Genomic DNA, 25,681 nt, shown 5'->3' with positions numbered 1-25,681 from the left:
ACACAGATGTCGGCGCGAGGCCGCCCGCCGTGCCCGAACGCGAAACACACCAACAGGAGGCGTATGAGCAGGAGCAACTGGGCGGCCGCACCGATGGCCATCGTGGTCGGCACGGCGGGCATGGGCGCCGCCGACGCGCAGGAAACGTCGCTGCCCACCATCGAGGTATCGGCGCAACGCGCGACGGCGCCGTTTCGCATGCGCGAATCGACGAGCGCGACGCGCGGCGAGGCGGACGTGATGGAGATTCCGTTCGCGGTCAGCAGCGTCGATACGAAGCTGATCCAGACCGTGGCCGCCACGCGCGGCGACGATCTTTACGACTGGGTCGCGGGTGTCTCGCGCCAGAACAACTTCGGCGGCCTATGGGACAACTACGCTGTGCGCGGCTTCGCCGGCGACGGCAACACGTCCGGCACCGACTATCTGGTCAACGGCTTTTCGTGGAATCGCGGCATGAGCGTGCCGCGCGACACCGTCAACCTCGAGCGCATGGAAGTGCTCAAGGGGCCGGCGTCCGCGCTGTATGGCCGCGGCGATCCGGGCGGGATCATCAGCTATACGACGAAGCAGCCGCAGTTCGCACGCGCGAACACCATCGGCGTGTCGGCCGGCAGCTACGGCGCATTGCGCCAGACGCTCGATTCGACCGGCCCCGTCACGAAATCGCTGGCGTACCGCTTCGTCGCGATGAACGAGAACAACGGCAGCTTTCGCGACACGGTGTCGAGCAAACGCTACCTGTTCTCGCCGTCGTTCACCTGGGACATCGGCGCCGACACGACGCTCCACTACGAGTTCGAGAGTGCGCGTCAGCGCGCGCCGCTCGATCGCGGCGTGCTGGCGGTCAACGGGCAGCTCGGCGTGATCCCCGCGTCGCGCTTTCTCGGCGAGCCGCGCGACGGCGACTACGACGTGCGCAACACGGGCCACCAGTTCACGCTCGAGCATCGCATCGATTCGCGCTGGTCGATCAACGCCGGCGTCGCGCAACGCAACACCGACCTGTCGGGGCGTTCGTCCGAAGCCTTCGCGTTGCAGCCGGACGGCCGCACGCTGTGGCGCCGCTACCGGCAAGTCGCGTTTCACTCGAACGACCTGCAAGGCCGCCTCGAGACGACCGGCACGTTCCGCACGGGCGGCATCGGCCATACGCTCGTGATGGGCGTCGATGCGTACCGCTTCAACTACGACCAGTTCGTCACGCGTTCCACGCCGACCGCCGCGGCGCCGTATGCGATCGACATCTTCGATCCGGTCTACGGCCAGCCCGCGCCGACACCGCGCACCGCGACCAACCTGCTCGAGCGCGACGACGGTCAAGGCGTCTACGCACAGGACACGCTCGCGTTCGGGCCGCACTGGAAAATCCTTGCCGGGCTGCGCTGGGATCGCTTCCACCAGTCGATCGACAACCGCCTGAAGGGCGTGACGACGAGCCAGTTGCAGACCGCGGTGAGCCCGCGTGTCGGCGTCGTGTATGAAATGAGCCCCGCGTTGTCGCTGTATGCGAACACCGCGTATTCGTTCCGGCCGAACAACGGCGCCGACGTCGGCGGCCGCGCGTTCGATCCCGAAAAGGGCCGCGGCTACGAAGCCGGGGCGAAATGGGCAGGCGCGCGCTGGCTCACGACCGTCTCGGCGTTCTACGTCACCAAGCGCAACGTGCTCACCGCCGACCCGGCGAACGCCGGCTTCTCGCGCGCGGCCGGCGAAGTGCGCAGCCGGGGCGTCGAATTCGAGTGGAGCGGCGACCTCGGCCACGGCTTGCGCGGCATCGCCAATTTCGCGTACGTCGACGCCGAGGTCACGCGCGATACCGTGCTGGCGCCCGGTTCACGTCTCGTCGACGTACCGCGGCTGAGCGGCAGCGCGCTGCTCATGTACGAGACCACGCTGCCGTTCGCGGACAAGGCCGGCGCCGGCGCGGGCCTGATCTACGTCGGGCGCCGGGCCGGCAACACGGCCAACACGCAGGACGGCTTCGAGCTGCCGGCCTACGCGACCGTCCAGCTCAACGGCTACCTTCAGGTCAACAAGCACCTGCGTGCGTCGGTGGTGCTGAACAACCTGTTCAATCGCACCACCTACGTCAGCTCGTACAACAGCCTGTGGGTCACGCCGGGCGCGCCGCGCAGCCTGTTCGCGTCGCTCGCGTACTCGTTCTAGGCCGGCCGGGACGGCTGACGCATCGCGCGTCAGCCGCCGACCACGAATCGCGCGCCCAGCGCGAGCAGCAACGCCGGCGGCATCACGCACGCACCGACCGCGAGGAATGCGCGGAAACCGACCTGCAGCCCTTCGCGCCGGATCGCCCTCAGCCACAGAATCGTCGCGAGCGATCCGGTGACCGACAGGTTCGGGCCGAGGTCCACGCCGATCAGGATCGCATCGACCACCGTTCGCGGGCTGTGCGCGGCCTGGATCGTCGAGCTCGCGATCAGCCCGGCGGGCAAGTTGTTGACCCCGTTCGACACCAGCGCGACCGCGACGCCCGCCGCCGCGGCGGCGACGTGCTCGCCGCTTTGCATCAGCGCGTGCAGCAGCCCCGCCAGTACGTGCACCGCGCCGGTCCGGTCGAGCGTCTCGACAACGACGAACAACCCCGCGACAAGCGGCAGCACGCTCCATGAAATCGCGCGAACGATCGGCACGCACGCCGCGCGATCCCGCATCGCCACGCACGCGACCGTGACGACGCCCGCCAGTGCGGTCGGCAATCCAAGCGGGCGATCCAGGACCGACACCACCATCAGCGCGACGGCCGTTGCCGCGATGCCCGCCAGCGCGATGCGCCCGCCGCGCGTCAGCGGTTGCACCGGCAGCCCCGACTCGCAACCGCCGGAAAGCGCACGTCGCTGCACGATCCGCAGCATGACGAACGTGCACGCGATCGACGCGACGGACGGCGCCGCGAAGTGCACGAGCCATGGGCCGAGCGACGGCATGCGCGCGCCATACAGCACCAGGTTCGCCGGATTCGAAATCGGCAGCACGAAACTCGCGGCATTCGCGACGAGCGCACAACTGTACAGCAGCGGCATCGGATCGGCCTTCGCGCGGCGCGCGGCGGCAAGGACCGCGGGCGTCAGCACGACGGCGGTCGCATCGTTCGACAGGAACACCGTGGTGACGACACCGACCAGGTAGATCAGCGCGAACAACCGCCGCGGCGAGCCCTGCGCGAGATTGACGACGTGCGTCGCGACCCAGTCGAACAGCCCCTCGCGACGGGCCGCCTCGGACAGCAGCATCATGCCCGTCAGAAAGAGGTACACGTCGCCGCCTTTCGCGACGGCGTCCAGCGCCTGGGCAGCGGGCAGCAGGTTCAACCCGACCAATAGCAGCGCGCCGCTCACCGCCCACGTGGCCTCGGGCCAACCGAACGGACGCGTGATGACGCCCGCGGTGGCGAGCGCGGAAATCAGCCAGGCAAGCGAAACAGGGTTCATGAGCAAAGGGACGGAGGCATGGGAATCGACATCGCTGTCACGACGATGTCGCCGATAGATCGGCGGGCTTGCCGCACACGCTGCTCAGCGATCGCGCGTGGCCGAGCCACAGCGCGAGCGAGCCCGTCGACACGGCGCCCAGCACGACGAACGCGGCCGGATAGCCGAAGTGCTGCGCGAGCACGCCGCCCAGCACCGGACTGAGCGCCGCGCCGATGCCCTGCGCGGTCGCGACGGCGCCCTGCCCGGCATTCACGCGGCCGGAGCCATGCAGCAGGCGAACCACGAGCGCGGGCACGACCACGCTTTGCAGGCCGGCGCCGATACCGTCGAGCACCTGCACCGGCCACACGCCCGCTTCGCTCATCCACGTCGCGGCGACCAGCCCGCGCACCGGCAGCACGAGGTACGAGCACAGCAGCACCCGCCAGTAACCGTGCGTGCGAATCAGTCGGGGCGCGAGCCACGCCGCCGCAATCATCACGCACTGCGCGATAACGATGGTCTGTGCAGTGAACGCGCTCGGGTTGCTGCGATGCGTGACGACGACGCCCATCCCGTAGAGCGGCAGCATCGCGGCGTTGCCGAGATGAAACAGCGCGAGCGACGCGCCGAGCAGAACCAGCGGCCGGTTTTCGGCGAGCGTGCGCAGGCCGCCGACGCGCGACGTCGACGCCGTGTCGAACGCATCGGGATGCGTCGCGTCCGTTCCCGGCGTAGCGCCGGCAGGATCGAGACCACGTGCGGACGCATGATCAATCGCGTGCCCGGGAATCGCCAGGGTGCTCACGATCGCGAGGACCGTAAACACGCCGACGAGCGCGAACACCGCGTCGAATCCGACATGCCAGCCGAGCCACCCAGCGAGCGCCGCACCGGCGACGTTGCCGGCATGGTTCGCCATCTGGTTGCGCCCGAACTGCCGATCGAACCCCTGCCGGCGCACTATGCCGAGCGTCACGCCCGCGGCGGCCGGCGCCAGCACCGCGCCGCTGACCGCCGCCAGGATCTGCGACGCCGCCACCGCCGGATAGCTGTGGACGAAGATCAACGCCAGCGACGCAAGCGCCGTCACCGCGGTCGCCACGACGATCAACGCCTGCTTCGCGCGCACCGCATCGACGAGCGCGCCGGCCAACGGCGTCGCGGCCATCGCGGCGAGCCCGGCCAGCGTCATGACCGAGCCGATCGCATCGGCACCCCAGCCGCGCGACAGCAGAATGACGCCGATGAACGGGCCGATGCCGGCCTGCACGTCGGCCAGGAAGAAGTTGAGCGCTTCGAGCGCGCGTGCCGCTCTCATGTCGTCTCACCGTCGCACGATCATTCGATATCCGCATCGACGAGCTCTGCGATCTCGCTCACGTCGAGCATCGTGCCGTGCGGCGTGACGATGCCGTGGCCCCACGCCTGCACATGGACACCGGGACGCAGATAATCGTGCAGGGCTTCAGCCGCATGCGGCGGTACCCGCAACGCGACGCCGCTCGTCAGCAACGCGCCGTTCAACTCGCCTTTCGGGCCGTGCAGCGCAAACGCGACTTCGCCGCTCGATTCCATCGGTTTTCGAGTGGCGTGCGTCGGCTTCGGCGGTGCAGCGTGCGCAGGCCCGTCGTCGACGATGTCGACGCCGTCGCGCCCGGTCAGTTGCACGGCCGCGATCATCGCCGCTCGACGCGGCTTGACGCCCCGCACGCGAATGCGGTCGCCGACCGCCACACGGCGCACCAGTTCGCGGCCCAGATGCGGCGGCACGTGAACCTGCAGGTCGCCGTTCAGGATCAGGCCGTCTATTTCTCCGTGCGGATTGAGCAGGAACTGCGTGACGCGGCCGCGCGTTTCGGGCAGGCAGGCGGGATCGATCCAGTGCATGGCAGGACTCCTTTCGATGGATTGGGGAACAGCGTCGCGCGATCAGCGCGCGACATCGTCATAGAGATTCACGACATGGCCCGGTGCGCCGAACGCCGTCGCCTGCAACGCTTCACCGTATGCGTTGCGCGTGCCGTAACCGACCGCGGCCACGCGCTCGCCGGGGACGAGCAGCGCGCCGAATTGCTGGGCGGCCGGAACGGTCAGCTTGACGATTGCACCGCTGTCGAGCATTACGCCGTCCGGCTCGCCGCGCGGCGCGCGCGTCACGCGGCGCACGACGCCGGACACGCTCAGGCGGGCGAGGTGGACGCCGCGCAGCATGGGCGGCACGGGCGCGACGGGCGCGGGCGGCTGATCGGACAGCGATGCACCGGTGTCGTCGTTGCGGACGATGCGTGCGCGGATTTCATCGTCGACGCGTCGTTCGCCGGCTACCGTGACACGCTGGCCCGACCGCACGAGCGCTGTCAGTTGCGAACCGAGATGCGGCGGCAGTCGGACGAGCGTGCCGTCGGCGAGCACGAAGCCGTCGACGGTGCCTTCCGGATTGATCGTCAGGCGCGACAGCGTGCCGGAAACCAGCGCATCCGATGCGGTGTCGTTTCCGGGCCCGGCAGGCACGAGCGTGCGAGGCCGAGGAGGAGCAGGAGACGGAGGCGGCACGGCGCCGGGCGGGTCTTCCGCGCGCGGCGCCGGCGGCACCTGCGCCAGGCCGACCGTTGCGACGGCAACGAGTGCGGCGGCGCAGAGCATGCGATACGACCGGCGCACGGCGCCACGGCACCGCGGCCGCGATCGAACGACAGGCAGGTACGACTTCATGACGGGCTCCGGCGACGGATTGCGATGCATCGATATCCGCAATACCCGTGCCAACCCGTGACGCCCCGCGTGGTCATGCGCCGAACGACGACGCGCGCCAAACATGTCGGATTTCCCGACACGTCGCTTCGCCGGATGTCGGCATTCCCGACAGTCGAAACGGCGCGACTAGTCGTCGCGCTCGATCCCGAGATTCGCCATGCGTGCATAGAGCGACTGGCGGCCGATCCCGAGCTGCCTCGCGGCTTCCGCGCGATTGCCGTTCGCGCGCTCGAGCGCATGCATGATCGCCGCGCGCTCGACCGTCGCCAACGCATCGGGCAGCGGCATGTCGAGCAGGTGCGCCGGCACCGCATCGGCGCCCGGCTGGCGCGCCGGCACGGCGGCCAGGCCGAGATCGGCCGCGCTGACGGCCGGCCCGGGGGCGAGCGCGGCCGCCCGCTCCATCACGTTGCGCAGTTCCCGAACGTTGCCCGGCCAGCGGTGATCGAGCAGCGCGCGCTGTGCGTCGTTCGTCAGGTGCAGCGGGCGCATGCCCGCCGCGCTGCCGAGGAAATGCGCGGCCAGCGGAAGGATGTCGGCCACACGCTCCGCGAGCGGCGGCAGGTGCAGCGGAATGACGTTCAGCCGATAGAAGAGATCTTCGCGGAACGTGCCGTTCGCGACCGCCGCGGCGAGGTCGCGGTGTGTCGCGGCCACGACGCGAATGTCTATCGCGGTCGGGCGATCCGCGCCGAGCGGCATCACCTGACGCTCCTGCAGCGCGCGCAACAGCTTCGCCTGCATCGCGGCGGGCATGTCGCCGATCTCGTCGAGAAAAAGCATCCCGCCGTCGGCCTCGACGAGCCGCCCCGCGCGATCGGCATGCGCCCCGGTGAACGCGCCGCGACGATGCCCGAACAACTCGCTTTCGAGCAGATCGGCCGGGATGGCCGCGCAGTTGACGGCGACGAACGGCCCCGCATGCCGCGCCGATGCCGCATGCAGCACGCGGGCCGCCACCTCCTTGCCCGTACCCGTCTCGCCGGTCAGGAGCACGGTCGCATCGCTCATCGCGGCCCGGCCGATCTGCTTTTGCACGTCGCGCATCGCCGCGCTCACGCCCAGCAAGCGCGGTCGGTCCGCGGCAGGTTCGCCCGCGAAACCGCCGTCGGATGGCGCCGGCGCCGGCGGCTGATTCGCCGACACGATGCGTTCGAGCAGTTGCGCGATGTCGCGACGCCCGATCGGCTTCGTCAGGTGATCGAATGCGCCGAGCCGCATCGCTTCGATCGTGTTGTCGCTGGTCGCATGGGCCGTCAGCATGACGACCGGAATCGCGGCCAGGGTGGCATCGTCGCGCAGTTGCGCCAGCACGGCCAATCCGTCCAGATCCGGCAGGCGGAAATCCAGAAAGATGCATTCGATACCGTTGCCACCGCCGTCGCGCAGCACGCTGAGCGCGGCCCGGCCGGTTGCGGCCTCGACGACGCGATGACCGAGATCGGCGAGCGTTTCGGCGAGGCCGTCGCGAAAGGCCGCGTCGTCGTCGACTATGAGGATGTTTGCCATGGAATTTCAATCACGAATGCGGCGCCTCCATCGAGGCGCGCGTGCCCGCCGTGCGCCGCCGCCACTTCGCGGACGACGGCAAGACCGAGACCCGTGCCATCCGCGCGGCCCGTCACGAACGGCTCGAAAATCCGCTCGCGCTGCGCGGCCGGCACGCCGGGGCCGCTGTCCGACACGATGATGCGCAGCCAGTCGCGCCCGGCGAACGCGCGCCGCTCGGCGGCGAGCGTGACCGCGCCGCCGTCGCCCGCGTGGTGCAGCGCGTTGAGCAGCAGATTGTCGAGCGCCCGCCGCATCTGGTCGGGATCGAAAGCGGGAAAATCCGACGGCCACGCGAGCCGTTCGCCCTGCCCCGCGAGCGACAGCGTCAGATCGATCGCTTGCCGCTGCGCCAGCTCGCGGTGCGCATTGACGACCTGCGCGAGCCACGCGTCGACGTCGACACGTGTCGCATGCGGGCGCACCGGCTGCGTCAGCGCGAGCAGGCTCGACAATTGCGCGTCGATGCGCTCGATCTGCGCGAGGATCACGCGCAACGCGTCCTGCTGCCGCCGGCCGTCACCGGCCAGCGCGTTTTCCGCCTTCAGCCGCATCGCGCCCATCGGATTGCGAATCTCGTGCGCAACCTGCGCGGCAAGCTTGCCCAGCATGCCGAAGCGCTCGGCCTGCGCGAGGCGCGTGCGCAGTTCGTCGGCCTGCTGTTGCAACAGGTCCGCGCGCCGCGCCCGCTCGTTGAACGCATCGATGACGCGGTCGAGATCGGGTTCGCCGACGTACGGCAGGTGATGCTCGCGACCGTCGGGCCCCAGCCCCCTCTCGATCCGTGCGAGATTGCGCTTCCATCGGCGCAGCGCCACGGCCAGCGCCGCCGCGATCGCCAGAATCACGGCGAGCACGGCCGCGAGGCCCGTTGCCAGCAGTTCCCCGTGCCGGCCCAGCGGCGGGCGCGCACGCGTCAGCATCCACACGTACAGACCCGAGCCGCCGCGTACCGGGCAGGCCGCCGCGATCACGGCATCCTGCGCGCCTTCGACGACGTTCGCCGTCGCGGCATGCGTCGCGGCCGAGGCACGCAGCGTGCGGAGGATCAGCGGCGTTTCCGCTTCCGGAACGTCGTGTTTGGCGCCGCTGCCCTGATAAGTGGGAAAGGAATACGCGAGAAAGCCGCTCGCCGCAGGGGCGGCGCCGGGCATCCAGAACCCGCCCTCCATGTCCGGCGCACGGGAGAGCACGATATCGAGGATCGCGTGCATCAGCTCCGGCCCGGGCGCGGCGCCCGCCGACGCGGAAGACGCGCTGTAACGCGACGCGACCGCTTCGCATGCCGACGCGCCGGCGGCCTTCGCGCTGGCCACCTGCTGGCTCTCGGCGGAACTCGCCATGACCCAGACGACCGCGACCAGCGTCGCGTACAGCGCCGCGACGAGTGCCCAGAGCATGACGAGTTGGGTGGAAAACGACGGGCGCTTCATCGGATCGGGCTGGCGGTCGAGGACGACAGAATAGCGTATTGCATGTCATGCGAAGCCGTCACGACCGCCATCCATCGCGCCGACGGCTGGCCCGACCGGATGGGAACGGCGACGGCGCGCGCCGCTGCCATCACGCTCGCCGCTTGCATTTCGGAATCGGCGACCGATCCCGACGACCGCGCACCAGGAATGGTCGGCCAATCTGTTCACCACGGCTTCGGACATGTTTCCCAAGGCAGCCGTCGGTTCGGTGGTGGGTATCGGCGGACTGGCGGGTGCGCTCGGCGCAACGCTCTTCCCGCTGCTAGTGGGCGCCGTTCTCGATCACTTCAAGGCGCTCGGGCACATCGGCGCGGGCTACAACATCCTCTTCATGATCTGCGGCTCGGCTTACCTCGTCGTGTGGATCGTCATGAGGGTGATCCGCTCGTCCCACCAGACGGTCGATCTCGCGCGGCTGTCGTCGAAGGCAAGTATGTAATCCGTTCGGGACACAAGGCAGGGCATGATCAGGCTTAAAGGTGTCCGACCGAAAAAACGAACGGGAATCAAAAACGCCCGCCGCCGGAAATCCGGCGCCGGCCATCTCGGCCAATCCTGGCGTGTGGGGCGCCCCTACCGCGCAAGCGCGGCGACTTGCGCCGCCGTCAGCGCCCCCTGGTACACGCGGAAATCGCTCACGAGGCCGTCGAAGGCCGGATCGGCCGCAAACTGCGAACGCCCGATCCAGTTGTTCGCGGTCGAACCGAGTCGCCAGGGCGCGAGAAACGCGTCGGTCGCGCTGCCGACGGCTGCACCGTCGACGTAGAGCGTCGCCGTCGTACCCGCCAGCGTGACGGCAACGTGTGTCCACTGCGCGGCCCGCAGCGGCGCCTTCGCATCGATGCGCCGTTCGCCGTGCGGCCCGTTGACCGTGATCGCGAAGCGCAGCACACCGGTGTCGGCCAGCGGCGTGAGCATCATGTAGCGCCCGGTGCCGGTGCCGAAGTCGAACACCCGCGACCATTTCCGCACGGTGCGCGCGCACACCCACGCGGCAACCGTGAAATCCGACACGTCGGCCAGCACGCCCGCCGCAAGCGCGACATGGCTGCCGGCACCGTCGAGCGACAGCGCATTGCCGTTGCGCCCCGGCGCGAATGCCGCCGCACCGACCAGCGTACCGGCATGCCCGTTGCCGCTGCGATCGGCGGCGGTGGCGCCACGCGACTCGTCGAACGGCAGCCAGATCTGCAACTGCTGGCCGGTCACCACGCGCGCTGGCGCAGAATTCGCCGTTTCGCCCGTCGGCGTCGTCGCGCTCACCACGTAATACCAGGTACCCGCGGCCGGGCTGTCCGTCCACGTCAGCGGATCGACGATGCCGGTCGCCACGGTGGCGTACGGGCCGCCCGATGCCGCGCCGCGCTTGACCGTGTAGTGCGTGGCGTTCGCGACGCCCCACCACGACAACACCGCGCGCCCGGTGCTCGCATGCGCGGTCAGGCCGCTCGGCGCCGGCGCGGCCCCGGCCGGATCGCGCGTGTGCATCAGCGTGCCGTAGCCGAGCTGGTCGTAACCACCGCTGTTGGGCCCGTAGTTGCCGCCCCCGCCCTCGGGCTGCGCCGCGAGCGCGAAACGTTTCGACCACGGCGCCGCGAGCCCCTTGCGGTTCACGTAATGGTTGTACACGAGCGCCCAGCACGGCCGAACGCCGCCCTGTCCGCCGGTCGCGAACTGCGTTTGCGTGACGTTCACGTTCGCGTAGGTGACGTAGGGCACGTCGAAGAACGGACCGTCGGGCGATTGGCGCAGGTTGGCTTTCGCGACGTATTCCGCGCCGGCGAGAAAGCGGTTGTTGTCGTATCCGTACAGGTCGACGCCCTGGTTCCAGGCCATCTCGCAGATCGCGCCCGCCAGCGCGATGCCGAGCGTGTTGTGCCCCTGGTCGCGGCCGCTCTCCTGCCACTGGCCGAGATGGCCGGGATGAAGGTAATACACCGCCTGCGGTATCGCGCCGTTGCCGGGCCCCGACCGGAAATAGTCGATCGCCTCGTCGAACAGCGCGCGGTCGTCGCACAGCACGCCGATCGCGAGAATCGACGCGATATTGCACAGATCCCAGTTCGCCCAGTAGTGCGTGATCTCGGTATTGTTGTGGCGATGCAGGAAATCGGTGTTGATCGGGTAGAACACGGTGCGCATCATCTTCTGGAACGCGGCGAAATCCGCCGCGGCCCAGTTCGGATAGCCGCGCATGATTTCGCCGGCATTCGCGAACTCGTAGCCGTACAGGCCGGCCGCGAGATCGACGTTCGAATCGCCGCCCAGGCGCTGCAGCGTCGACGCCCATTCGTTCATGATCCGCACCGCCGTGTCCGCATACGCCCTGTCGCCGGTCACTTTCCAGCGCAGCGCGCACGCATAGGCGGCGGCGACGTCGTTGTACAGGATTCCATAGTTTTGCGACCCCTTGCCGCCGCGATCGATTTCGACCTGCGGCCGCGGCTTCCACGACGAGTTCGCGTGGCTGTTCGCGATCAGCACCGACCAGCCGTCGAACCACGGCTGCGCGTGCGTCATCATCTTTTGCGCGACGCGATCGAAATCCGCCTGCGTATGCAGCAGGCCCGGATGGACGAAGGCCGGCGACGAGCCCGTCGATACGGCGGCGAGTGCGGTGCTTGCGCCGCCGAACGTCTCGCCGCAGGCGAGCACCGCCAGCGCGCCCAGACTGTGGAGAAACGTGCGCCGCGACATCGCGTCGTCCGACGTCCATTCCGCTTGCGAAGCGTCGCCCGTGCGATGCGCCAGCGCTTCGCGCATCGCCTTGTCCTTCGTCCCTTGCCTGCCGCTCATGCGTCTCCCTTCGTCGTTGCGGCCACGCCCGCGCGCGGCCCTGGGTTCGAACTTCATCGAAAGCGTGCCGCGCGCCGGGAATGCCGGCACGGCGATCGGCGATCCGGAGGGCTGTCGATCGGGCATCCTCCGAAGCGTCCCCGCTTCGCCTGCCCAGCTTCCGGCCGCCACGGCAACACGCCATGCGATCCTAAACGTGAACGGTGACAGTGGTGGGAAGCGGCGGCGACCGCGCATGGTGCGCGTCGGGATCGGCTGGGTCAATTACGTGTTGTAAGCAACGGTCCCGTCGGCTCGCGACGTGGGCAAGCGTCGTCGCCCGATCGGCGTGCGATCCGGTTCGCCGCGTTCAACGTCGACCGTACGGCATGCGTGGCGCTTTCGGCCTGCAGTCCGCGCATCGGCCCCATTGCCTTTCAGCGTGCGTTCGCGGGGACGGCAGCGCGCTTCGCCGCGCCGTCCCGCTCGATCCGCTCGACGATGCGCGCGAGACGAATGATGTCGGTCAGCGCGAAATCGGCCGCATCGGGCCGGGGCCGGCCGCACTGGTCGGCCATGCGCATCGCGAATGCAAGCGCTTCGGAACGCTCGCGCAGCAGCGCGCGCAGTGCATCCGCGATCACCTGCCGGTCGCGCGGGTCACCGAGGTCGAGCATGGAGCCGGCATCCGGCATCGCGAGCGGCCGGGCCGCCCCGAGCACGGAAACATCCGGCAAGCGCATCGTGTCTGGTTCCATGGTCTTCCTCTTTTTCGACTGGCGACCGACCGGCCCGTCACCGCCGGTTCGATCGCGACACCACGTCGATCCACACCGCCAGCACCAGCACCGCGCCCTTGACGATCATCTGCCAGTACGCATCGACGTCCAGCATCGACATTCCGTTGTCGAGGCTCGCCATCACGAGCGCGCCGATCAGCGCGCCGTAGACCGTGCCCGACCCGCCGCGCATCGACGTGCCGCCGATGAAGCACGCGGCGATCGCGTCGAGTTCGCCCATCGAGCCGGCGGACGGCGACCCAGCCGCGAGCCGCGCCGTATTGACGAGGCCGGCAAACGCGCACATCAGCCCCATCAGCGCGAAGATCACGAGCTTCACGCGGTCGGTATCCACGCCCGACAGCCGCGTCGCCTCCAGGTTCGAACCCACCGCATAGATACGCCTGCCGAACACCGTCTGCGTGGCGATCCACGAGAACACGCCGAGCAGCACGAGCAGCAGCAGCACGGGCACCGGAATACCGCCGTAACGGTCGAGCGTCGCGACGAAGGCGAACAGCACCGCCCCGGCGCCCACGATCTTCGCGACGTCCTGCCACAACGGAGCGACCGCGAGCCGGTAGCGCCGCCGCGTGCCGCGCTGCCGCACCACCAGCAGCGTCGCGACCACGAACAGCAGCACCGCGAGGGCGTCCCCGGCCACACGCGGCAGATAGCCCTGCCCGATGAACACGAAGCCGTCCGACACGGGTGCGATCGTCGAGCCGCCCGTCACGCCGAGCAGGATGCCGCGAAACGCGAGCATTCCGCCGAGCCCGACGATGAACGACGGCACGCGCCGATAGGTCGACCACCAGCCGTTGAAGAGCCCGATCACCACGCCGAGCACGAGCACGGCCGGAACCGTCGCCGCGACCGGCCAGTGGCGGTTGACGTCGAGAATCGCGGCGACGCCGCCGAGCAGCCCGAGCAGCGAGCCGACCGACAGGTCGATCTCGCCCGCGATGATGACGAACACCATGCCGCACGCGAGCATGCCGGTGATCGACATCTGCCGCAACAGGTTCGATACGTTGCGCGGCGTGACGAACGCGCCGTCCGTGAGCACCGAGAAGAACGCCCAGATCGCGACCACCGCGAACAGCAGCGCGAGCACCTTGTAGCGCGTGAAGACATGGCGCAACGGCAGCCGCGGCGCGCGGCCGTCGGGACGACGCGCGTTCGCATCCGGCGTCGCCGGGGTCGAGGAAGAAAGTTCGGAATTCATGTCGCACTCGCTGCGGTGGGTTCGGCGGGCAGCCGCGCGGGCTTCAGCGCGGCGCCGAGAATCTGTTCTTGCGTGAGGCCCTGGTTGATGAAATCGCCGCGTAGCTCGCCTTCACCGATCACCAGCACGCGATCGGCCAGGCCGAGCACCTCCGGCAGTTCCGACGACACGACGATCAGTGCGACGCCGCGCTTGGCCAGCGCGAAGATCAGCCGATAGATCTCGGCCTTCGCGCCCACGTCGACGCCGCGCGTCGGTTCGTCGAGGATCAGCACCTGCGGCTCGGTCAGCAGCATCTTGGCGAGCACCGCCTTCTGCTGGTTGCCGCCCGACAGGCTCGCGATCGACAGAAACGGATGCGCGGCGCGCACCGACAGCCGCTGCATCTCGGTGCGGATCGTATCGAGTTCGGCGGCCGCGTCGATCCGCCCGCGCGCCGAGAAGCGCCGCAGCACCGCCAGCGTGATGTTGTGGCCCACGCCGAGCTGCGGCACGATGCCGTGGCGCTTGCGGTCCTCCGGCACCATCGCGATCCCGGCGCGAATCGCGTCGGCCGGCGAGCGGATCGACAGCGGCCGGCCGTTCATCGTCACGGTTGCCGTGCACGCGCCCGGATACGCGCCGAAGATCGCCTGCATCAACTCGGTGCGCCCCGCGCCGACGAGCCCGGCGACGCCGAGAATCTCGCCGCGCCGTACGCTGAACGACACGTCGTCGACGCGCTTGCGGCGCGCGTTCGTCACGTCGCGGCACGTCACGTGGCGCACGTCGAGCACGACGTCGCCGATCTCGTGCGGCTCGCGCGGATACAGGTCGCGAATCTCGCGGCCGACCATCATCGCGATGATCCGGTCGGTGGTCAGCGCGGCCATCGGCTCGGTCGCGACATGGCGGCCGTCGCGGATCACCGTAACCGTGTCGCACACGGCCGCCACCTCGTCGAGCTTGTGCGAGATGTAGACGCAGGCGACGCCGCGGCGCTTCAGGTCGCGCACGATGTCGAGCAGGATGCGCGTCTCCGACGCGCTCAGCGACGACGACGGTTCGTCGAGGATGAGCAGCTTCGCTTGCTTGTTCAGCGCCTTCGCGATCTCGATCAACTGCTGGTGGCCGCCGCCGTAGTTCATCACCGGCTGCGCGACGTTGATCGTGTCGATCCGCAATTCGTGCAGCAGCTCCTCGGCGCGCTGGACCATCGCCGCGAAGTGCATGCGCCCGCCCGGCAGCGTGATCTCGTTGCCGAGGAAGATGTTCTCGGCCACCGACAGCTCGGGCACGAGCATCAGCTCCTGATGGATGATCGCGATGCCCGCGCGCTCGGTGTCGCGCACGCCCGATGCCGTGAGCGGCGCGCCTTCCCAGCGGATCTCGCCGTCCCACGTGCCGTGCGGGTACACGCCCGACAGCACCTTCATCAGCGTCGACTTGCCCGCGCCGTTCTCGCCGCACAGCCCGACGCATTCTCCGGGCCGTACGGTCAGGTCGATACCGTCGAGCGCCTTCACGCCGTCGAATGCCTTGACGATGCCACGCATCGTCAGCAGGGGTTCCGTCATTCGTTCATGCCTCGCAGGATGCGCGCGGGTGCGCCGGTGAAGCGCCGCCCGCGCGTCGCGCCGTTACTGGCTCGCCAGCTGGGCCTGGGTATAGAAGCCGTCCTTCACGACGACGTCGACGTTACGCTTGGTCAACAGCGTCGGCTGCAGCAGCACCGTATCGACCTTCTTCTTGCCGTTGTCGTATTGCGCGTTGAACGCGGGCTTCGTGCCCTTCGCGAGATCGACCGCGAGCTTCGCGGCTTCGCTCGCGATCAGCTTCAGCGGCTTGTAGACGGTCATCGTCTGCGTGCCGGCGATCACGCGCTTGACCGCGGCCAGATCCGCATCCTGCCCGGACACCGGCACCTTGCCGGCCAGATGCTGCGCGGCGAGCGCCTGGATCGCGCCGCCGGCCGTGCCGTCGTTCGACGCGACGATCGCGTCGATCTTGTTGTTGTTCGCGGTCAGTGCGTCCTCGACGATCCGCAGCGCGGTCGACGCGCTCCATTCGGGCACCCACTGCTGGCCGACCACCTTGATGTCGCCGCGGTCGATCGCCGGCTTCAGCACCTTCAGTTGTCCTTCGCGCAGCATCTTCGCGTTGTTGTCGGTCGGCGCGCCGCCGAGCAGGAAATAATTGCCCTTCGGCTTCGCGTCGAACACGCCCTGCGCCTGCAGCTCGCCGACCTTCTCGTTGTCGAACGAGATATACGCGTCGACGTCCGCGTCGAGGATCAGGCGATCGTACGACACGACCTTGATGCCGGCCTTGCGCGCTTCGGCGACGACGTTGCCGAGCGTCTTCGAGTTGAACGGCACGATCACGATCACGTCGACGCCGCGCGAGATCAGGTTCTCGATCTGGGAAATCTGCCGCTCCTCGCTCGCATCGGCCGACTGCACCGACACCTTCGCGCCGAGCTTCGTCGCGGCCGCGACGAAATAGTCGCGATCGCGCGACCAGCGCTCGACGCGCAGGTCGTCGATACAGAAGCCGATCTCGGGCTTGTCCTTGCTCGCGTGGGCGAGCGGCGTGCCCAGCGCGAGGATCGCCAGCGCGGCGGCGCCGGCAAGCGAACTCAATACGGTACGACGCGTCACGGATTTCATGTCTCCACTCCTTGTTATTGAACCACTCACGAACCGCGGGCGGCCGCCGGATGGCACCGCCCGCATCGAGTCACTGCAACGTGCGTCGCGCGCCCGTCGCAAACACCGGTTCGAGCGCACGATACAGCGCGCGAAACGTCGGCCGCCGCACGTCGCGATACCACGCGTGCCGCGCGGGATCGGGCTCGCGCACCGCGACGACCGGCGGTTGCGGACACACGTCGGCGAGCGTCGCACCCGGTTCAAGCGCGAGACGGGCAAGGCGCGCGGCGCCGAGCGCCGGCCCCACTTCGCCGCCCGCGCGCAGCGTCAGCGCACGGCCGCTCAGGTCCGCGAGCATCTGCGTCCAGTACGCGCTGCGCGAGCCGCCGCCGATCACCGTGATGCTGTCGGGCGCGAGCCCGGCCGCATGCAGCGCGTCGATGCCGTCGAGCAGCGCGAAGCCGACGCCTTCGAGCGTCGCGTTCGCGAGATCCGCGCGCCGCGTGTCGGGCTCGAGCCCATAGAACACGCCCTTCGCGTTCACGTCGTTGTGCGGCGTGCGCTCGCCGCTCAGGTACGGCAGGAACCACGGGTGGCTCGCGCGTGCGTTCGTCTCGGCATCGTCGAGCAGCGCCGCGACGCCGTCGTAACCGGCCAGTTGCGCGGTGAAGTCGACGCAGCCGGCCGCGTTCAGCATCACGGACATCAGGTGCCACGTATCCGGCAGCGCATGACAGAAGCTGTGTACCGCCGATTCGGGATTCGCGCGAAACCCGTCCGACACCGCGAAATACACGCCCGACGTGCCGAGCGACAGCAGCGCGTCGCCGGGCCGCACGATGCCGACGCCCACCGCGCCGGCCGCGTTGTCGCCGCCGCCGGCGACCACCGGGATCTCGCGCAGGCCGAGCTCTCGTGCGACCGCCGGAAGCAGCGTGCCGGTGATGCGGTTGCCCTCGAATACGGCCGGCATCTGCGTGCGCGACAGCCCACAGGCGGCGAGCAGCGTGTCGTCGTAGTCGCGCTTCGCGACGTCGAGCCACAGCGTGCCGGCGGCGTCCGACGGATCGGTCGCGAACGCGCCGGTCAGTCGGTAGCGCAGATAATCCTTCGGCAGCAATACGCGGGCGATGCGCGCGAACACGTCGGGCTCGTGACGACGCACCCACAGCAGCTTGGGCGCCGTGAAGCCCGGCATCGCGATGTTGCCGGCCACCGTGCGCAGCGCGGGCGCGAGCCGTTCGAGTTCCTCGCACTCCGCGTCCGCGCGTCCGTCGTTCCACAAGATCGCGGGGCGCAGCACGTCGCCGTCGGCATCGAGCAGCGTTGCGCCGTGCATCTGTCCGGTCAGGCCGAGCGCATCGATGTCGCGCGGGTCGATGCCGGCCGTGCGCGCGTCCGACACGAGTGCGGCAAGCGCGCCGCATGCGGCGTCCCACCAGTCGCGCGGGGCCTGCTCCGACCAGCGCGGCTGCGGCCGGCTCACCGCGAGCGGGCGGCTCGCGCTCGCGCGCACCGCGCCATCGCGGTCGAGCAGCACCGCCTTCACGCCCGACGTGCCGAGATCGAGTCCGATGTACATGGCGTCAGCGCAGCCCGTAGATCGCCTGATTCACGATATTCTCGAGCCGCTCCTGCGCACCGCTTGCATGCCGCGGGTTCACGCCCCGCGCGAGCGCGTCGGCCGCGAGCGACTCCAGCGTATAGCCGCCCGACAGGATCTTGCGGCCGAATGCATCGTCCCACTGCGCGTAGCGTTGCCGGCGCAGCGCGTCGAGCCGGTCGTTCTCGACCAGCACCGCCGCGCGTTCGAGCGCGAGCGCGAGTATGTCGATCGCGCCGACGTGACCGTAGAACAGGTCTTCCGGATCGATGCTCTGGCGCCGCACCTTCGCGTCGAAGTTCATCCCGCCGGTCGTGAAGCCGCCGTGGCGCAGGATTTCATAGAACGCGAGCGTCAGTTCCTCGACGCTGTTCGGGAACTGGTCGGTGTCCCAGCCGTTCTGCGCATCGCCGCGGTTCGCGTCGACGCTGCCGAACACGCCGAGCGCGAATGCATTCGCGATCTCGTGATGAAACGAATGGCCCGCGAGCGTCGCGTGATTCGCCTCGATGTTCACGCGGATCTCGTTCTGCAGTCCGTACTGCACGAGGAAGCCGTGCACCGTTGCCACGTCGTAGTCGTACTGATGCTTGGTCGGCTCCTGCGGCTTCGGCTCGATCAGCAGCGCGCCCTTGAAGCCGATCCGGTGCTTGTGCTCGACGACCATCGACAGGAAGCGTGCGAACTGGTCGCGCTCGCGCTTCAGGTCGGTATTGAGCAGCGTCTCGTAGCCTTCCCGTCCGCCCCACAGCACGTAGTTCTCGCCGCCGAGCCGGTGGGTCGCGTCGAGCGCATGGCACACCTGGGTGGCGGCCCATGCGAACACGTCGGGGTTCGGGTTCGTCGCGGCGCCGGCCGCGAAGCGCGGGTGCGAGAACAGGTTCGCGGTGCCCCACAGGAGCCGCACGCCGCTTGCCTGCTGGCGCTCGCCGAGATAGTCGACCATCCGCGCGAAATTGGCCGCGTATTCGCGCAGGCTGTCGCCTTCCGGCGAGACGTCGGTGTCATGGAACGTATAGAACGGCGTGCCGAGCTTCGTGAAGAACTCGAATGCGGCGTCGGCCTTCATCCGCGCGCGTTCGAGCGCGTCGCCCGGCTGCTGCCACGGCCGCTGAAACGCGCCCTGCCCGAACATGTCGTGGCCGGGCCATACGAACGTGTGCCAGTAGCAGACCGCGATCCGCAGATGCTCGGCGAGCGTCTTGCCCAGCACGCGCTTCTCGGGGTCGTAATGGTGATAGGCGAGCGGGTTGTCCGACTGCGGACCTTCGTAGCGAATCGCGGGAATGTGTTCGAAATACGACATGGCGTCTCCGTGCAGGTTCTTGTTGCAGCGCAACGCACGTCGCGACGACGCACGCGGCCGAGTTCGGTTGGCTGGATCGTGCCCGCACGCCTGCCGGCCGGCAATTGCGAAATTGCGCAGCGCGCTTGATGTTTCTTGCCAGCCGCGCTCGCGCGGCGCACGTTCCGTCCTACAATCGCCGTACACCAGACCACCGCGCCGCCTCCGCGAGCGCGCCCCGGAGACAACGGCACGGCGCCCCCGACGCGCTCACCCGACACCGACATGACACGCGCCCCTTCCGCCCAGACACCGCACCGCATCGCGCTGCTGTTCAACGCGAACAAGGTCTACGACCGCGAGATCATCAGCGGCATCGGCCAGTACCTGCACACGACGCGCGTCGTGTGGGACCTCTTCCTCGAAGACGACTTCCGCTGCCGGCTCACCGGGATCGAGCGTTTCGACGGCGACGGCATCATCGCGGACTTCGACGACCCCGCCGTCGCCGACGCGCTCGCCGGTTCGCCGCTGCCGATCGTCGCGATCGGATCGTCGTACGAGGATCCGACGCAATACCCGGACGGCGTCCCATATATTGCGACGGACAACTCCAAGCTCGTGTCGCTCGCCTATACGCATCTGATCGGGGCGGGCCTCGCGCATTTCGCGATGTACAGCCTGCCGGTCGCGCAGGAGAACCGCTGGGCGCAGCAGCGCGAACTGGCGTTCGACCGGCTCGCGCGCGCGGACGGGCTCGACGCCCCGATCTACCGCGGGCTGTCGACGAGCGCGTCGGGCTGGAATCACGCGATCGAACAACTGGTCGGCTGGCTGCATGCGCTGCCGAAGCCGGTCGGCGTGATCGCGGTGACCGATGCCCGCGCGCGCCACCTGCTGCAGGCGTGCCTGATCGCCGGCATCGCGGTGCCGGAGCAGGTCGCGATCATCGGTATCGACAACGATCCGCTCACGCGCACGCTGACGCGCATTCCGTTGTCGTCGGTGATCCAGGGCACCGAGGAAATGGGCCGCACCGCCGCGCACTTGCTGCACCGGATGCTGCGCGGCGCGCGCTTTCCCGGGCAGCGCATTCTCGTGCCGCCGGTCGGCATCAACGTGCTCGAATCGACGCGCCACCAGCCGCTCGCGAGCCCGCACGTGATGCGTGCCCGGCATTTCATCCGGCAGTACGCGTGCCAGGGAATCAAGACCGAACAGGTCGCCGACTATGTCGGCGTATCGCGCTCGCTGCTCGAGGAGCACTTCCGGCGCGAACTGCAACGCACCGTGCACCAGGAGATCCTGCGCCACAAACTCGAAGCCGCGCAGGCGCTGCTCGCCGGCCGGCAGGCATCGAGCGCCGAAGTCGCGATCCGGTGCGGGTTCACGTCGATTCAGTACATGTACGCGGTGTTCAGGCGTGAACTCGGCTGCACGCCGCGCGAATATCAGGAACGCGCGGCCGCCACGCACTGACGAGCGCCGCCCACCCGACATCCACTCATGCATATCGATACCGATTCCTCATACCTGACGCCCGGCGTGGCACGCGTGCATGCCGAGCCGTGGGGCACGTTGCCCGACGGCGAGCCCGTGCGGCGCTATACGCTGCGCAATGCGCACGGGATGCGTGTCGTCGTCAGCGACCTCGGCGCGACCGTCGTGTCGTGGCTCGCACCCGACCGCACGGGACGCTTTGCCGATATCGTGCTCGCGCACGACACGCCCGCCGAGTACCTCGAATCCGGGGTCTACCTGGGCGCGACGATCGGCCGATGGGCGAACCGGATCGCCGGCGCACGCTTCACGCTCGACGGCGTGGACTACCTGCTCGACCGCAACGAGAACGGCAACCTGCTGCACGGCGGCGCGAACGGTTTTCATCGCGCGCGGTGGGACGTGCTCGACGATAGCGGCGGGCTGACGCTGCGGCTCAATTCGCCGGAAGGCGACGCGGGATTCCCCGGCAACGTGAGCGTGCAGGTTCGCTACACGCTCGACGACGACGGCACGCTGACGATCGACTATACGGGCTGGACCGATGCGCCGACGCCGCTGAACCTGACGAATCACAGCTACTTCAACCTGAACGGGCGCGCGGGCAGCGACGTGCGCGGCCATCTGCTGCACATCGACGCCGACGCGTTCCTCGAAGTGGACGACGCGCTGATCCCGACCGGCACGGCCGACGTGACGGGCACGGCGTTCGATTTCCGGCAAAGCGCGCCGCTCGGTGCACGCCTCGACTGGCCGCATGCGCAACTGGCGCGCGCACGCGGCTTCGATCACTGCTTCGTCGTGGGCAACGGCGCGCGCGAGGTCCGGCCCGTCGCACGGGTCTACGATCCGGAGAGCGGCCGCGAATTGATCGTGTCGACCGATCAGCGCGGACTGCAGCTCTATACGGGCAACTATCTCGACGGCGTGCGCGTGAGCGGCGGCACGCCATGCGCGCGACACGCGGCGCTGTGCGTCGAGGCGGGCGGCTTTCCGGATCAGGTCAACATGGACGGCCTGCGCGACGATGCGATCCTTCATCCGGGCGCCGTCTATCGGCAAACCACCCGGTATCGGGTGGGGGTTCAGGCATAGGAGGCGCACAGGACGCGCGAGCCGCATCGTCGCGCGTCAGGCGGCGTCGACGTCGCCCCGGGCGACTGCCGGCTCCGCCACGGCATCCGGGCCGTCGTGGCGGCGGGTCTTACGCATGACGAACGACCGGTTGCCCCACCGGATCGGCGTCAGCGATGCGCGGTCCCGGTTGTCGTTCCTTCGGTTCGCGTCTCGATGCCGATACGGTGACGATCCCCGTGGTTGCCTAATCGCGCTGGGCAAGAGCGGCGGAAAAGAAGTCGGTCACCATGCGGACGCGTGCCGGCACATACCGGCGTTTCGGCCACACGAGGCTGATGTCCCTCACTTCTTTCAAAAATTCGTCGAGAACCGTGATGATGCCGGGATGCCCGAGTTCGTCGGTAAGCGAAGCCTCAGTGAAGAGGCCAATTCCGACACCCGCCAGCACGCCCGCCCGAATCGTTTCGACGCTGTTCGACGACAAGTTGCCGCGAACGGTCACGCTGAAATCGCCGGCGGGGCCGACGAACGGCCAACTGGCGGCCGATTCCGAAAGGCCCCCGTACAGAAGGCAATTGTGATCGACCAGTTCGTCAGGCGCCTTCGGGGTGCCATGGTGCTCGAAATAGTCTCGGGAGCCGACGCAAACAAGGCGAGTGCTTGCCACGCGTTTGACGACAGCGTCGGCATCGTCGACTCGACCGACTCGAATGGCGAGATCGATGCGATCTTCCACCATGTCTCGCACGAAGTCCGAGAGAACGAGATCGACCTGAAGCCCGGGATTCGATGACAGCAAGTCCGGAATAAGCGGAAGTACGTGCAGGCGGCCGAAGGTCGAAGGCGTCGCTATCCTGACCAGGCCCGTGACATTGAGCGTGCTGCTCGTCATCTCGCCGTCGGCTTCGTCGAACTCGTCGACGAGCGGCTTCATGCGATCGTAATAGCGCTGCCCCTGATCCGTCAGCGTGACACTCCGTGTGCTGCGGTTCAGCAGCATGACGCCGAGACGTTTCTCGAGCGAGCCGACCGCCTTGCTGATGGCCGACTGCGAGTGGCCGGTTCTACGCGCCGCGGCCGAGAACCCGCCTGCGTCGACGACGGCGATGAAGGCGCCGAGTTCGTCCAATCGATCCATTGCAGCCCCTGGCGAAACCGCTCGTTTCCGCGCTCGGATCGCTCACATTGAAGTGCGAGCGATTCTAACAAGGAATAGCGCTTATGAAGATTCGCCCGATTATCATTCGCGGCGCAGGCAGTTACGCTTTCTTCCGTCAACCACGAATACACGGAAGATTCCAATGACTTCTCTCGCAGGCAAGGTCGCCGTCATCAGCGGCGGCACAACCGGTATCGGTCTCGCGATCGCGCAGCGCTATGTCGCCGAAGGTGCGCACGTATTCATTTTCGGGCGCCGGCAGGCTCAACTCGACGCGGCCGCCGAACGGATCGGACGCAATGTCACGGCCATCCAGGCCGACGCGGCGAATCTCGACGATCTCGAACGCGTTGCGTCGGCGGTCAGGGCCGACACGGGCGCGGTCGACATCGTCGTGTCGAATGCGGCGTTGGTCGAACAGGCGTCGATCGATACCCTGACCCCGGAACATTTCGACAAGACGTTCGACCTCAACGCCCGTGGCCCCGTCTTCCTGGTGCAGAAGCTCCTGCCGCTCATGACGAATGGCGGATCGATCATTCTGGTTTCGTCGGCCATGCACGTGATGGGTATTCCGGGTCACACCACCTACGCAGCGACGAAAGCGGCCTTGCGTTCGTATGCACGCACCTGGGCCGCCGAGTTCAAGAATCGCGGCATTCGGGTCAACACGCTGAGCCCGGGCGTCACCGACACGCCGATGCTCGACTCACAGGTGACGAATGCGCAGGAGCGTCAATCCTTGGTCGACATGTACCTGAACATGGTCCCCCTCGGCCGGCTCGCGCAGCCCGAGGAGATGGCGAACGCGGCCGTGTTCCTTGCATCCGATCAAAGCGTGTACATGACAGGCGCGGACATGATGGTTGACGGCGGCGTCGGTCAGGTTTGACGCTCGACGGCATCGCGCGGCCGTCGACCCGCGCGCTGCCGGCGTCCGGCCGCTGACGTTCAATTCCACGCATGGCGCGCCGGGCGCGCGCCGTTCAGGTAGTAGTTGCCGACGAGGTGATATTTCCAGCGCACCGGATCGTGCAGCGTATGCGTGCGCGCATTGCGCCAATGCCGGTCGAGGTTGTGCTCGGCGAGCGTCGATTGCGTGCCGGCCAGCTCGAACAGCTTCTCGCCCGCGAGCAGCGCGACCTCGGTCGTCAACACCTTCGCTTCACCGACCGCGACGGATGCCCGCGCGACATCGTCATCGGTCACGTCGCCCTTTGCCGCGATCTCGTCGAGCGTGCGCGCCGCACGCTCGAGCAACGCGTCGGCCGCGTGCAGCTGGACGTGCAGGCGGCCGATTTCGCGAATCGTCAGCGGATCGTCCGCCGCCCGTTCGACGCCGCTGTCGACCCATGGCCGCGAGCGGGTTCGCACGAATGTCAGCGTATCGTCGATGGCCGCCTTCGCGATGCCCGCGTCGATCGCCGCCTGGATGATCTGCGACAGCGGACCGTTGAGCGTCGGCACGTCCGATACGCGCTGCGCCGGCAGCACGTGCGACGCCGGAATGCGCACCGCGTCGAGCACGACCGTCCCGCTCGCGGTCGTGCGCTGCCCGAATCCCGACCAGTCGTCGATCACGGTCAACCCCGGCGTCGGTTGCGGCACGTACGCGAGCCATGCCTGGCGTGCGTCGTCGAGCCCGAGCACCGGCACGTAATGCGCGAACAGTGCACCGGTCGAGTAGAACTTCGTGCCGTCGACGACATAGTCGTCGCCGTCGCGGCGCACGCGCGTCTTCAGGTCGAGCACGTGCTTCGTGCCCTTCTCCGAGAACCCGTTGCCGAATCGCTTGCCGCTCAGCACTTCGGCGAAGAAATGACGCTTCTGCGCGTCGTTGCCGACGAGCGCGATCACGTCGACGAGCCCGAAATGATTCTGCGGAAGCTGCCCGAGCGACGCATCGGCCGCGGCGACGATCTTGATCACCTCGGTGAGCGTCACATGCGATACGCCCGCGCCGCCGTATGCCTTCGGCACCGTGATCGCCCACAGCCCGGACTGCGAAAACCATTCGATTTCCTCGCGTGGCAGGCGGCGCTCGCGATCGCGTTCGGCCGCCCCTTGCGCCAGGCGTTGCGCCAGCGCATGCGCGACCGCAAGCGCTTGCGCATCGTCGGCGATCACGTTCGCCGCCTGCGATGGCACGTCGGCCGGCCGCTCCTGAATCGTCGCGCTCGTGTCTGACATCGGGTTCTCCTGTCGAATGGCGAAAGCATTCAATCTAGCAGCGCCGCGCGGGCCGGAAAACCGAGCGATTCTTGAAACGATATTCCTTTGGATAACAAACGATGTCGAGCCTGACGCAGGCGAACCGGTGTCTTGGCGTCGAAACGGACGCGAGAACGTCGATGCGGCCCCACTCGGTCGCGGTCGCGGTCGCGGTCGCGGTCGCGGTTCCGGTCGCGGTCGAAGTCGCAGTCCCGGTAAT

Annotated in this window: 20 protein-coding genes; 5 read left to right on the top strand and 15 right to left on the bottom strand. The window is 68.4% G+C overall.

The features are described 5' to 3' along the window. Nucleotides 1-63: 63 nt before the first annotated feature. Complete coding sequence (locus CFB46_RS33895) at nucleotides 64-2,169, top strand: TonB-dependent siderophore receptor (RefSeq protein ID WP_027786584.1); 2,106 nt, start codon at nucleotides 64-66, stop codon at nucleotides 2,167-2,169. 29 nt (nucleotides 2,170-2,198) lie between these two features. Here the strand turns inward: CFB46_RS33895 and CFB46_RS33890 are convergent, their stop codons facing one another. From CFB46_RS33890 to CFB46_RS33865, 6 genes are all read right to left on the bottom strand, one after another. Next, nucleotides 2,199-3,452 carry an arsenic transporter gene (locus tag CFB46_RS33890; RefSeq protein WP_027786583.1) on the bottom strand — a complete coding sequence of 418 codons (1,254 nt, stop codon included), beginning with the start codon at nucleotides 3,450-3,452 and terminating at the stop codon, nucleotides 2,199-2,201. A 37-nt stretch (nucleotides 3,453-3,489) separates the two neighbouring features. Continuing rightward, the gene (locus CFB46_RS33885; protein ID WP_027786582.1) at nucleotides 3,490-4,755 is read right to left on the bottom strand and encodes an MFS transporter; all 1,266 of its coding nucleotides are present in this window, start codon (nucleotides 4,753-4,755) and stop codon (nucleotides 3,490-3,492) included. A gap of 20 nt (nucleotides 4,756-4,775) precedes the next feature. Beyond that, entirely contained in the window at nucleotides 4,776-5,324 is a 549-nt protein-coding gene (locus CFB46_RS33880; protein ID WP_027786581.1) for a hypothetical protein, read from the bottom strand. A gap of 42 nt (nucleotides 5,325-5,366) precedes the next feature. Next, on the bottom strand, nucleotides 5,367-5,948 hold the full coding sequence (locus CFB46_RS33875) for a hypothetical protein (RefSeq protein ID WP_230469160.1): 582 nt from the start codon (nucleotides 5,946-5,948) through the stop codon (nucleotides 5,367-5,369). Nucleotides 5,949-6,317: 369 nt separating this feature from the next. After that, the gene (locus CFB46_RS33870) at nucleotides 6,318-7,700 is read right to left on the bottom strand and encodes a sigma-54-dependent transcriptional regulator (RefSeq protein WP_027786579.1); all 1,383 of its coding nucleotides are present in this window, start codon (nucleotides 7,698-7,700) and stop codon (nucleotides 6,318-6,320) included. Then, nucleotides 7,682-9,172, bottom strand: a complete 1,491-nt coding sequence (locus CFB46_RS33865; protein ID WP_089502468.1) for a sensor histidine kinase — start codon at nucleotides 9,170-9,172, stop codon at nucleotides 7,682-7,684. Before CFB46_RS33865 ends, CFB46_RS33870 begins: the two co-directional genes overlap by 19 nt. 223 nt (nucleotides 9,173-9,395) lie before the next feature. On the opposite strand from CFB46_RS33865, the gene CFB46_RS33860 reads away from it, so the two are divergent. Continuing rightward, entirely contained in the window at nucleotides 9,396-9,653 is a 258-nt protein-coding gene (locus CFB46_RS33860) for a hypothetical protein (RefSeq protein ID WP_027786577.1), read from the top strand. A gap of 134 nt (nucleotides 9,654-9,787) precedes the next feature. Here CFB46_RS33860 and CFB46_RS33855 read toward each other — a convergent pair whose 3' ends face one another. From CFB46_RS33855 to xylA, 7 genes are all read right to left on the bottom strand, one after another. After that, on the bottom strand, nucleotides 9,788-11,911 hold the full coding sequence (locus CFB46_RS33855) for a LamG-like jellyroll fold domain-containing protein (RefSeq protein ID WP_227789479.1): 2,124 nt from the start codon (nucleotides 11,909-11,911) through the stop codon (nucleotides 9,788-9,790). Nucleotides 11,912-12,426: 515 nt separating this feature from the next. Continuing rightward, nucleotides 12,427-12,747, bottom strand: a complete 321-nt coding sequence (locus tag CFB46_RS33850) for a hypothetical protein (protein WP_027786575.1) — start codon at nucleotides 12,745-12,747, stop codon at nucleotides 12,427-12,429. A 37-nt stretch (nucleotides 12,748-12,784) separates the two neighbouring features. Further along, nucleotides 12,785-13,996: a sugar ABC transporter permease gene (locus tag CFB46_RS33845; RefSeq protein WP_027786574.1), complete on the bottom strand. Its 1,212-nt coding sequence runs from the start codon at nucleotides 13,994-13,996 to the stop codon at nucleotides 12,785-12,787. After that, complete coding sequence (xylG, locus tag CFB46_RS33840) at nucleotides 13,993-15,552, bottom strand: D-xylose ABC transporter ATP-binding protein (RefSeq protein WP_027786573.1); 1,560 nt, start codon at nucleotides 15,550-15,552, stop codon at nucleotides 13,993-13,995. Before xylG ends, CFB46_RS33845 begins: the two co-directional genes overlap by 4 nt. Nucleotides 15,553-15,615: 63 nt before the next feature. Beyond that, nucleotides 15,616-16,644: a D-xylose ABC transporter substrate-binding protein gene (gene xylF, locus CFB46_RS33835; RefSeq protein ID WP_027786572.1), complete on the bottom strand. Its 1,029-nt coding sequence runs from the start codon at nucleotides 16,642-16,644 to the stop codon at nucleotides 15,616-15,618. A gap of 70 nt (nucleotides 16,645-16,714) precedes the next feature. Beyond that, complete coding sequence (gene xylB / locus CFB46_RS33830) at nucleotides 16,715-18,208, bottom strand: xylulokinase (RefSeq protein WP_027786571.1); 1,494 nt, start codon at nucleotides 18,206-18,208, stop codon at nucleotides 16,715-16,717. Nucleotides 18,209-18,212: 4 nt separating this feature from the next. Then, nucleotides 18,213-19,535, bottom strand: a complete 1,323-nt coding sequence (xylA, locus tag CFB46_RS33825) for a xylose isomerase (protein WP_027786570.1) — start codon at nucleotides 19,533-19,535, stop codon at nucleotides 18,213-18,215. Between the two features lie 264 nt (nucleotides 19,536-19,799). On the opposite strand from xylA, the gene CFB46_RS33815 reads away from it, so the two are divergent. Continuing rightward, nucleotides 19,800-20,993 carry a XylR family transcriptional regulator gene (locus tag CFB46_RS33815; protein WP_027786569.1) on the top strand — a complete coding sequence of 398 codons (1,194 nt, stop codon included), beginning with the start codon at nucleotides 19,800-19,802 and terminating at the stop codon, nucleotides 20,991-20,993. Between the two features lie 27 nt (nucleotides 20,994-21,020). Next, complete coding sequence (locus tag CFB46_RS33810) at nucleotides 21,021-22,109, top strand: aldose epimerase family protein (protein ID WP_027786568.1); 1,089 nt, start codon at nucleotides 21,021-21,023, stop codon at nucleotides 22,107-22,109. Nucleotides 22,110-22,335: 226 nt separating this feature from the next. On the opposite strand, the gene CFB46_RS33805 is transcribed toward CFB46_RS33810, so the two are convergent. Then, on the bottom strand, nucleotides 22,336-23,229 hold the full coding sequence (locus tag CFB46_RS33805; protein ID WP_027786567.1) for a LysR family transcriptional regulator: 894 nt from the start codon (nucleotides 23,227-23,229) through the stop codon (nucleotides 22,336-22,338). A 163-nt stretch (nucleotides 23,230-23,392) separates the two neighbouring features. Between CFB46_RS33805 and CFB46_RS33800 the strand changes: the two genes are divergently transcribed. Continuing rightward, on the top strand, nucleotides 23,393-24,142 hold the full coding sequence (locus CFB46_RS33800; RefSeq protein ID WP_089502467.1) for an SDR family NAD(P)-dependent oxidoreductase: 750 nt from the start codon (nucleotides 23,393-23,395) through the stop codon (nucleotides 24,140-24,142). A 59-nt stretch (nucleotides 24,143-24,201) separates the two neighbouring features. Here CFB46_RS33800 and CFB46_RS33795 read toward each other — a convergent pair whose 3' ends face one another. Beyond that, entirely contained in the window at nucleotides 24,202-25,440 is a 1,239-nt protein-coding gene (locus tag CFB46_RS33795; RefSeq protein WP_034185528.1) for an SfnB family sulfur acquisition oxidoreductase, read from the bottom strand. Between the last annotated feature and the right edge of the window lie 241 nt (nucleotides 25,441-25,681).

Source organism: Burkholderia sp. HI2761 (genome assembly GCF_002223355.1).
Taxonomy (GTDB): domain Bacteria; phylum Pseudomonadota; class Gammaproteobacteria; order Burkholderiales; family Burkholderiaceae; genus Burkholderia.
Note: the sequence above shows the minus strand (reverse complement) of the source record. Positions and strands in the feature narration are given on the sequence as shown.